Consider the following 8,088-nt stretch of genomic DNA (forward strand, 5'->3'; position numbering starts at 1 on the left):
CTGGAGTCGCCCAGCGGCTGGTCCGGCTACCTGTACGGCGAGAACCTGACCGACGACAACGGCGCGCTCAACGCCCGCACCGCTGCCGGCATCGGCAACCGGCTGCGGCCGCGCACGCTGGGCGTCATGTTCCGTTACGACTACTGAGCGTGGCCGCTCAGCGCTGCGCGCGACGGCGCAGCGGCGTGACGTTGCTGGCGGCGGTCTTGCGCGGCTTCTTCGCGGCCGCCGGCTGCGACTGCGCGCTGAAGAAGTCGCGCACCTTCGGATAGACCACCTCGCGCCAGCGGCGGCCGCTGAAGATGCCGTAATGGCCGGCGCCCTCGACGATGAAGTGGCTGCGGCGCGCGGCCGGGATGCCGGTGCACAGTGCCTGCGCGGCCTCGGTCTGGCCGAGGCCGGCGATGTCGTCCAGCTCGCCTTCGATGCTCAGCAGCGCGGTGTCGCGGATCGCGGACGGGTCCACGCGTTCGCCGCGCACATGCCACTGCCCGCGCGGCAGCAGGAATTCCTGGAACACCACGCGGATGGTGTCCAGGTAGAAACGCGCGGGCATGTCCAGCACCGCGTTGTATTCGTCGTAGAAGCGGCGGTGGGCGTTGGCGTCGTCCAGGTCGCCCTTGACCAGGTCGGTGTAGAAATCCCAGTGCGACATCAGGTGGCGGCTGGGGTTCATCGACACGAAGCCGGCGTGCTGCAGGAAGCCGGGGTACACGCGGCGGCCCTGGCCGGGGTACGGCGCCGGCACGCTGTGGATGACGTTGTTCTCGAACCACGACAGCGGGTTGCGCGTGGCCAGGTTGTTGACCGCGGTGGGGCTGCGGCGGGCGTCGATGGGGCCGCCCATCATCACCAGCGAACGCGGGGTGGGCTCGCCGCGGCTGGCCATCAGCGACACCGCGCCGAGCACCGGCACGGTCGGCTGGCAGACGCTGACCACATGCAGGTCCGCCGCGCCGAGGTGGCGGATGAACTCCTGCACGTATTCGACGTAGTCGTCCAGGCCGAACTCGCCTTCTTCCACCGGCACCATGCGCGCATCGACCCAGTCGGTGACGTAGACGCGGTGGTCGCGCAGCAGGGTGCGCACGGTGTCGCGCAGCAGGGTGGCGTGGTGGCCGGACAGCGGCGCCACCACCAGCACGACCGGCTGGGCGAGCAGGGCTTCGACCCGGGCGCTGTCGTTGCTGTGGCGCTTGAAGCGCAGCAGCCGGCAGAACGGCTTCTCGATCTCGGTGAGCTGGGCGATGGGCACGACCTCGCCCTCGAGCTCCAGCTCGTGGATGTCCCACTCCGGTTTCTCGTAGTCCTTGCCGATGCGGTGGAACAGCTCGTTCACCGCCGCCAGCCGGTCGGCGCCGGGCATGGACGACCACCAGTGCCCCGGGTTGTTGAAGAACGCCGCGTTGGCCTGCGCCTGGTGGACCCAGGGCGCCAGCAGATTGCGGGTCATCTCATGCAGTTGATAGAGCATGCCGGGCAATATGTATGGTCATATGGTGCCATGCAGCATAGCGTAAACCGGCGCGGGCGGCGTTAAGGCGCAGTGCCGCCTGCGGAACTGGCGCCCGGAGTGCGAAGTTGCCGGCCAGCGGCCGGCACCCGGCTTTCAGGGGGAGCTTTCCAGTGCGGCTACGTCTTGGCCGAGCACCGGACCCAGCCAGCAGTGCGAGCCGGCCGCGCGGAAGCCGGCATCGCGCAGCTGGCGCCGGTACCAGCGCGCAGGGCGCGGCTGGAAACCGTCGTGGTCGCCGTGGAATTCATCCTCGGCGGCGAAGGTCTCCAGGAAGGCCACGCCGCCGCACAGTTCGGCCAGGCCGGCCAGTCCCTGCCGCAGTTCGCGGTCGGGCACGTAGTGCATGACGTCCGAGCACACCAGCAGGTCCACCGGCGCGCACGGGCGCAGCCACTGGAAATCGCCGAAGCGCGCCAGGTGCAGGTCGCGGGTGCGGCCGTAGCGCCGCACCGCGTACTCGCTGCCGTCGAAGCCCATGTACCGCAGCTTCGGCCGCAGTTTCAGCAGCGGTGCGCGCCAGGCGCCTTCGCCGCAGCCGACGTCGAGCACGCTGCGGACCGGGCGCTCCAGGTAGTACTCGGCCGTGGCCACGGCCAGCTGCACCTTGCGCGCCAGCCGCGCGGGACCGCCGATGTCGCCGCGGCGATACCAGCGCTGGAAGTAGGCCGCGTCGTACTGCTTTTCCTGCATGTGCGTGTCGGGAGCGGATGGGCGAAAATGGCGCCCATCCTAACGCCGCGGAGCTGCGCATGTACGAATGGGTCAAGACCTTCCACATCGTGTTCGTGGTGGCGTGGATGGCGGCGGTGTTCTACCTGCCGCGCATCCTGGTCAACCTCGCCGAGACCGCCGGGCAGATGCAGGTCGGCGAGCGCCTGCAGCTGATGGGGCGGCGCCTGTACCGCTTCGGCCACGCCATGTTCGGCCTCGCTTTCCTGCTGGGGCTGGTGCTGTGGCTGGGCTACCGCTTCCTGCCCGACTTCCGCACCATGGTCGCGCCCGGGGCCGCCGGCTGGCTGCATGCCAAGCTGGGGCTGGTGGCGTTGCTGCTGGTCTATTTCATCTTCACCGGGCGCTGGCTCAAGGGCGTGGCCAAGGGCCGGGCGCTGCCGTCGTCGCGCACGCTGCGCTGGTTCAACGAGCTGCCGCTGCTGCTGTTCATCGCCATCGTCTACCTGGTGCTGGCCAAGCCGTTCTGAGCCGCGGCTGGCTGGCCTGCCCCTTCGGTTGAAACGAAAAGGCCGGCGGATGCCGGCCTTTCGTCTTCAGCGCGGGGGAAGCGGGCTTACGCCGCCTCGTAGGCGCCGTAGCCGCGCAGGCGCGCGTAACGCTTGGCCAGCAGTTCGTCGACCGGCAGCTTTTCCAGCGCGTCCAGTTCGTTTAGCAGCACCGCCTTCAGGCGCCGGCCCATCTGCTTCGGATTGCGGTGGGCGCCGCCGATCGGCTCGCGCACGACCTTGTCGATCAGGCCCAGGCCCTTCAGGCGCGGGGCGGTCATGCCGAGCTGCTCGGCCGCTTCCTTGCTCTTGCCGGCGTCCTTCCACAGGATCGAGGCGCAGCCTTCCGGGCTGATGGTCGAATAGACGCTGTATTCCAGCATCACGGTGCGGTCGCCCACGCCCAGCGCCAGCGCGCCGCCGGAGCCGCCCTCGCCGATCACGGTGCAGATCACCGGCACCTTCAGCTCGGCCATTTCCATCAGGTTGCGGGCGATGGCCTCGGACTGGCCGCGTTCCTCGGCGTCGATGCCCGGCCACGCGCCGGCGGTGTCGATCAGGGTCAGCACCGGCAGGCCGAAGCGCTCGGCCATCTTCATCAGCCGCAGCGCCTTGCGGTAACCCTCCGGCTTGGGCATGCCGAAGTTGCGCCGGATCTTCTCCTTGGTGTCGCGGCCCTTCTGGTGGCCGATCAGCATTACCGGGCGGCCGCCGATGCGGGCCAGGCCGCCGACGATCGCCTTGTCGTCGGCGAAGGCGCGGTCGCCGGCCAGCTCCTGGAACTCGTCGCAGAAGATGCCGATGTAATCCATGGTGTAGGGGCGCGACGGGTGGCGCGCCACCTGCAGCACCTGCCAGGACGACAGGTTGCGGAAGATCTGCGCGGTACGCAGGCGCAGCTTGTCTTCCAGTGCCCGGACCTCGGCCTCGACATTGACCGCCGGGCCTGCGCTGGCGCTGCGCAGGTCCTGGATCTTGGCTTCCAGATCGGCGATGGGCTGCTCGAAATCGAGGTAATTCGGATTCATCGGAAACCGTCTTGAATGAAAGTGGGAAAGTGTAGCCGAACGCGTCGGCCGGACCCGTACGCGGCCGTCCGGACCTCTAGCTGGCCCAAGGCGGGCTGTAGGCCAGCTTGACCCGGCGCACCGCCGGGTCCTCGCGCAGGGCGTCGAGCAGCTGGGTGCTGACCCGTACCGCGCCGCTGCCGCCGAGGTCGAGCATGCCGGCGACGCCGCCGTCCTTGCCCTTCAGCAGCAGGTCCAGGCGGATCGGCGTGCGCCCCGGGCGGTGCGTGGCCAGCAGCGGTTCGATGCGCTGCCAGATGGGACCGCCGCGGCCGTCCACGCGCAGCGACAGCCGCACCGCGTGGTCGGCGCACAGCTGCTCGAAATCCCAGCACTGGCGGATGCGCAGGGCGTAGCCGCCGTTGAACTCGTCCTCGCGCAGGCCGCCCTTGACCACCAGGATGCGGTCCTTGGTCATCAGCTGGCCGAACTCGGCCAGGCCATCGGAGAAGGCGCTGCATTCCACCCGGCCCCTGCCGTCCTCCAACTGCACGAACACCTGGCTGTCGCCCTTGCGGCGCACGCCCACGACCATGCCGGCCAGGATCACCTGCGCCTCCTGGCGCCAGCTGCGCTTCTCGCCGTCGCGCGGCGGCGGCGCCGGCGCGACCAGCTTGTCCAGCGCACCCAGGTCGGTGCCGACCAGTTCCTTGACATCGTCGGCGTACGGGTCGAACGGGTGGCCGCTGAGGTAGAAGCCCAGCGTCTCGCGCTCGCCATTGAGCAGTTGCGCCACCGGCCATTCGCGGCTTTCCGGCAGGTCCAGCTGCGCGGCGGCGTTGACCGGGTCGGGCGCGCCGAACAGCGAGTTCTGGCCGGACGCCTTCTCGCGCGCCATCTGGTCGGTGGCCTTGAGCACCTCGGGCAGCTGCAGCATCAACGAGGCGCGGTTGCGGCCCAGGCCGTCGAGCGCGCCGCACTGGATCATCGCTTCCAGGGTGCGGCGGTTGAGCTTGGCCGATTCGACCCGGGTGCAGAAATCCAGCAGCGAGGCGTATTCGCCGCCGCGCTGGCGCTCGGCCACCACCGCCTCGCAGGCGCCCTGGCCGACGCCCTTGATCGCGCCCAGCCCGTAGCGGATGGTGTCGGCGCTGGAGGCCTCGAACATGTAGGCCGAGGCGTTGACCCGCGGCGGTTCCACGTTCAGGCCGAGGTTGCGCACCTCGGCCAGGAAGCCGACCACCTTGTCGGTGTTGTCCATGTCCGAGGACAGGGTCGCGGCCATGAACTCGGCCGGGTAGTGGCGCTTGAGCCAGGCGGTCTGGTAGCTGACCAGCGCGTAGGCGGCAGCGTGCGACTTGTTGAAGCCGTAGCCGGCGAACTTCTCCATCAGGTCGAAGATCTCGTCGGCCTTGGGGCCGTCGACGCCGCCCTTGGCCGCGCCCTCGCGGAAGATCTCGCGGTGCTTGGCCATCTCGGCCGGCACCTTCTTGCCCATCGCGCGGCGCAGCAGGTCGGCGCCGCCCAGCGAGTAGCCGCCGACGATCTGCGCCATCTGCATGACCTGCTCCTGGTACACCATGATGCCGTAGGTGTCGCTCAGGATGGCCTCGGTGCGCGGGTCGGGATAGATGATCTCCTCCTGCCCGTGCTTGCGCGCGTTGAACGAGGGAATCAGGTCCATCGGGCCGGGGCGGTACAGCGACACCAGCGCGATCAGGTCCTCGAAGCGGTCCGGGCGCGCGTCCTTCAGCAGGCGGCGCATGCCCGAGGATTCGAACTGGAACACCGCGCCGGTGTTGCCGTTGGCGAAGATGTCCCTGTAGGTGGGCGCGTCGTCGAGCGGGATCGCGGCGATATCGACCGGCGGGATGCCGGCGCGCGCGTGGCGGACGTTGATCGCCTTCACCGCCCAGTCGATGATGGTCAGCGTGCGCAGGCCGAGGAAGTCGAACTTCACCAGGCCCACTTCTTCCACGTCGTTCTTGTCGAACTGGGTGACCGGGTTCCTGCCCAGGCTGCCTTCGTCGTGTTCGGCGTACAGCGGGCAGAACTCGGACAGCGGCTCGGGCCCGATCACCACGCCGCCGGCGTGCTTGCCGGCGTTGCGGGTCAGGTCTTCCAGCTGCAGCGCCAGGTCGATCAGGTCGCGGACGTCGTCCTCGCTGTGGTAGCGCTGGATCAGCTCGGCCGAGGCCATTTCCGAATCCGGCCCTTCCTTGCCCTTGCCCAGCGCGTCCTTCAGGCCGATGCCCAGGATGTTGGGGATCAGCTTGGAAACGCCGTCGACCAGGCCGTACGGGAAGCCGAGCACGCGGCCGGAGTCGCGCACCACCGCCTTGGCTGCCATGGTGCCGTAGGTGATGATCTGGCTGACGCGTTCGCGGCCGTACTTGCGCGCGACGTAGTCGATCACCTCGTCGCGGCGGTCCATGCAGAAGTCGATGTCGAAGTCGGGCATCGACACGCGTTCGGGGTTGAGGAAGCGCTCGAACAGCAGGTTGTACGGCAGCGGGTCCAGGTCGGTGATCTTCAGCGCCCACGCCACCAGCGAGCCGGCGCCCGAACCGCGGCCCGGGCCGATCGGGATGCCCTGGTTCTTTCCCCACTGGATGAAGTCGGCCACGATCAGGAAGTAGCCGGGGAAGCCCATCTTGATGATGGTGTCCAGCTCGAACTCGAGTCGTTCGAAGTAGTCCTGGCGGGTCTTGCCCGGGGCCAGCGGATTCTTTTCCAGGCGCTCGGCCAGGCCGTCGCGCGACATCTTCTGGATCCAGGTATCCAGCGTCTCCTCGTCGGGCACCGGGTAGTTGGGCAGGAAGTAGGTGCCCAGCCGCATCTCGACGTTGCAGCGCTGCGCCAGCGCCAGGGTGTTGTCGATCGCATCGGGGATGTCGGCGAACAGCTCGCACATCTGCGCGGGTGACTTCAGGTACTGCTCGCGGCTGTACTCGCGCGGGCGCTTGGGATCGTCGAGCACGCGGCCGGTGGAGATGCACACGCGCGCCTCGTGCGCGTCGTAGTCTTTTTCCTCAAGGAAACGCACGTCGTTGCTGGCGATCACCGGCAGGCCGCGCTGGCCGGCGGCCATCAGCGCGAACTGGTTGAAGGCCTCCTCGCCGTCGCGGCCGGTGCGGGTCAGTTCCAGGTGCAGGCCGTCGCCGAACACGCGCTGCCAGTCGGCCAGCTGCTGCTCGGCCAGGTCGTGGCGGCCTTCGCCGGCCAGGCGCCCGGCCAGGCTCTGGCGCCCGGCCAGCGCGAACAGGTTGTGGCAGCCGTCCTTCAGCCATTGCGGGTGGACGGCGACGCCGCCCTCGGGGCGGTGGCCCTCCAGCCAGGCGCGGCTGAGCAGGCGCGACAGGCTCAGGTAGCCCTCGCGGTCGCGGCACAGCAGGGTCATGCGCCACGGGTCGTGGCCGTCCTCGGCGATCAGCACGTCGGCGCCGGCGATGGGCTTGATGCCCACGCCCTCGGCGGCCTTGTAGAACTTCACCAGCGCGAACATGTTGTTCAGGTCGGTGACCGCCAGCGCCGGCGCACGCATTTCCACCGAACGGCTGAGAAGGTTGGCCTGCTTGGCCTTCTTCGGATCGGCCTGGTCGGGCTTGGCCGGGACGCGGATGGTGGAGTCCACCATCGAGAATTCGGTGTGGACGTGGAGATGGACGAAGCGGGGAGTGCTCATGCCGGATCACTGCGATGACACGGCAGGGTAGCGGCGGGGGGCGCATGGAACAAGCTTGACAGGCGCCGCACGCAGCCCCGCACGGTAGGAGCGGCTTCAGCCGCGAGGGGCTTTACCCAAGGACTTGCACGGTTCCGGACCGAGAGGTAACAGGTTTCCGAAGTCATGCCCTGCGGAACAGGCAAGGCCCCCTCGCGGCTGAAGCCGCTCCTACGGCATGTGCGGCAGGCAGTTATGCACTGGGTCTTGGCGCTGCTTCGGGCAGAGGTGTGGGGCGCGGCAGGCTTGGTTTTGGAACAGGCGACCCGGCAAGGCCCCTTCGCGGCTGAAGCCGCTCCTACGGGAATGCGTGGCAAGCCGTTGCTTACCCAGCTAGTGGCGCTGCTCGGGCAGGGGAGTGAGGTGCAACAGGCTTGGCCTTGGAACAGGCGATCTGGCAAGGCCCCTTCGCGGCTGAAGCCGCTCCTACGGGAATGCGTGGCAGGTCGTTGCTTACCAGGGTAGTGGCGCTGCTCGGGTAGGGGAGTGAGGTGCAACAGGCTTGGTCTTGGAACAGGCGACCCAGGCAAGTCCCCTTCGCGGCTGAAGCCGCTCCTACGGGGTGGGGGGGAGGCAGTCGCGGACGGGGGCGAAGCTGCGCCGGTGCTCGGGGCAGGGGCCGTG

At 68.8% G+C, this 8,088-nt stretch carries 5 protein-coding genes; 1 reads left to right on the forward strand and 4 read right to left on the reverse strand.

The annotated features are described in order from the left end of the window. Window positions 1–157 precede the first annotated feature (157 nt). The gene (gene phaZ, locus CQ393_RS17815; protein ID WP_153193646.1) at window positions 158–1,474 is read right to left on the reverse strand and encodes a polyhydroxyalkanoate depolymerase; all 1,317 of its coding nucleotides are present in this window, start codon (window positions 1,472–1,474) and stop codon (window positions 158–160) included. Between the two features lie 135 nt (window positions 1,475–1,609). Continuing rightward, window positions 1,610–2,206 (reverse strand): class I SAM-dependent methyltransferase, encoded by a 597-nt coding sequence (locus tag CQ393_RS17820; RefSeq protein ID WP_153193648.1) that lies wholly within the window; start codon window positions 2,204–2,206, stop codon window positions 1,610–1,612. A gap of 53 nt (window positions 2,207–2,259) precedes the next feature. Here CQ393_RS17820 and CQ393_RS17825 point away from each other — a divergent pair, with 53 nt between their 5' ends. Then, the gene (locus tag CQ393_RS17825; RefSeq protein ID WP_153193654.1) at window positions 2,260–2,715 is read left to right on the forward strand and encodes a CopD family protein; all 456 of its coding nucleotides are present in this window, start codon (window positions 2,260–2,262) and stop codon (window positions 2,713–2,715) included. A gap of 86 nt (window positions 2,716–2,801) precedes the next feature. Here CQ393_RS17825 and CQ393_RS17830 read toward each other — a convergent pair whose 3' ends face one another. Both CQ393_RS17830 and dnaE read right to left on the reverse strand, forming a co-directional pair. Continuing rightward, window positions 2,802–3,761 (reverse strand): acetyl-CoA carboxylase carboxyltransferase subunit alpha, encoded by a 960-nt coding sequence (locus CQ393_RS17830; protein ID WP_153193650.1) that lies wholly within the window; start codon window positions 3,759–3,761, stop codon window positions 2,802–2,804. Window positions 3,762–3,837: 76 nt separating this feature from the next. After that, a complete protein-coding gene (gene dnaE, locus CQ393_RS17835; protein WP_153193652.1) occupies window positions 3,838–7,425 on the reverse strand; it encodes a DNA polymerase III subunit alpha in 3,588 nt (1,195 codons plus the stop codon). Window positions 7,426–8,088: the final 663 nt, after the last annotated feature.

Source organism: Stenotrophomonas sp. MYb238 (assembly GCF_009496535.1).
In the GTDB taxonomy this organism is placed as follows: Bacteria; Pseudomonadota; Gammaproteobacteria; order Xanthomonadales; family Xanthomonadaceae; genus Stenotrophomonas.